This window comes from Escherichia sp. MOD1-EC7003 (assembly GCF_002965065.1).
Classification (GTDB): Bacteria; Pseudomonadota; Gammaproteobacteria; order Enterobacterales; family Enterobacteriaceae; genus Escherichia.
Genome location: NZ_PTRE01000267.1, coordinates 1 through 564, shown reverse-complemented (window position 1 = coordinate 564; position 564 = coordinate 1). Strand labels below are relative to the sequence as shown.

Below are 564 nucleotides of genomic sequence, written 5' to 3'. Positions count from 1 at the left end.
TAATGACCAATAGCGGACATTAAAAATGGCGAAAAACGGCCAATAATCTTGGCGTTGACACCGACGCTGTTTGTACGCCCACGCGACCCAGTGCAGCGATTAGCGTAAAGGCGATAATTGCGTAACGGACTAATGCAGAAAGAAAATCAGCAACGGTGGCATCGATTTTACGGGAGATCATCAGGCGATTCACCGCGTTGGAAATCATCCGCGCGATAATCAAACCAACGATGATGATCGCGAGTGCCGCCACGATGTTTACTGCATAACTTAGCAGCAGCGCCTGGTTAGCCACCAGCCAGCTCCCCGCGCCGTTTATGCTATCGACAACATTCAAATCTTCCATTCAATATTCCTTTTCAACTGACTCAAAATGGAGAAATACACTCCGTCGTCTTATGACGGGCAGTCTGACAAGGGTAAACAATAAAGCATAATTTTGCCAAATAGATCACAGATTTCTCCTATCTATCACCTTGCTTTTGGTGAAAAAAAGACCCGCAGAGCGGGCCTCAGACAGATAACAATGTGTGATTTATCATGCCGGATGCGGCGTGAACGCCT

At 47.0% G+C, this 564-nt stretch carries 1 pseudogene; it reads right to left on the bottom strand.

The features are described 5' to 3' along the window. Window positions 1-58 precede the first annotated feature (58 nt). Window positions 59-346: pseudogene (gene mscS, locus A7090_RS25095) on the bottom strand (small-conductance mechanosensitive channel MscS); the annotation flags it as partial. Window positions 347-564: the final 218 nt, after the last annotated feature.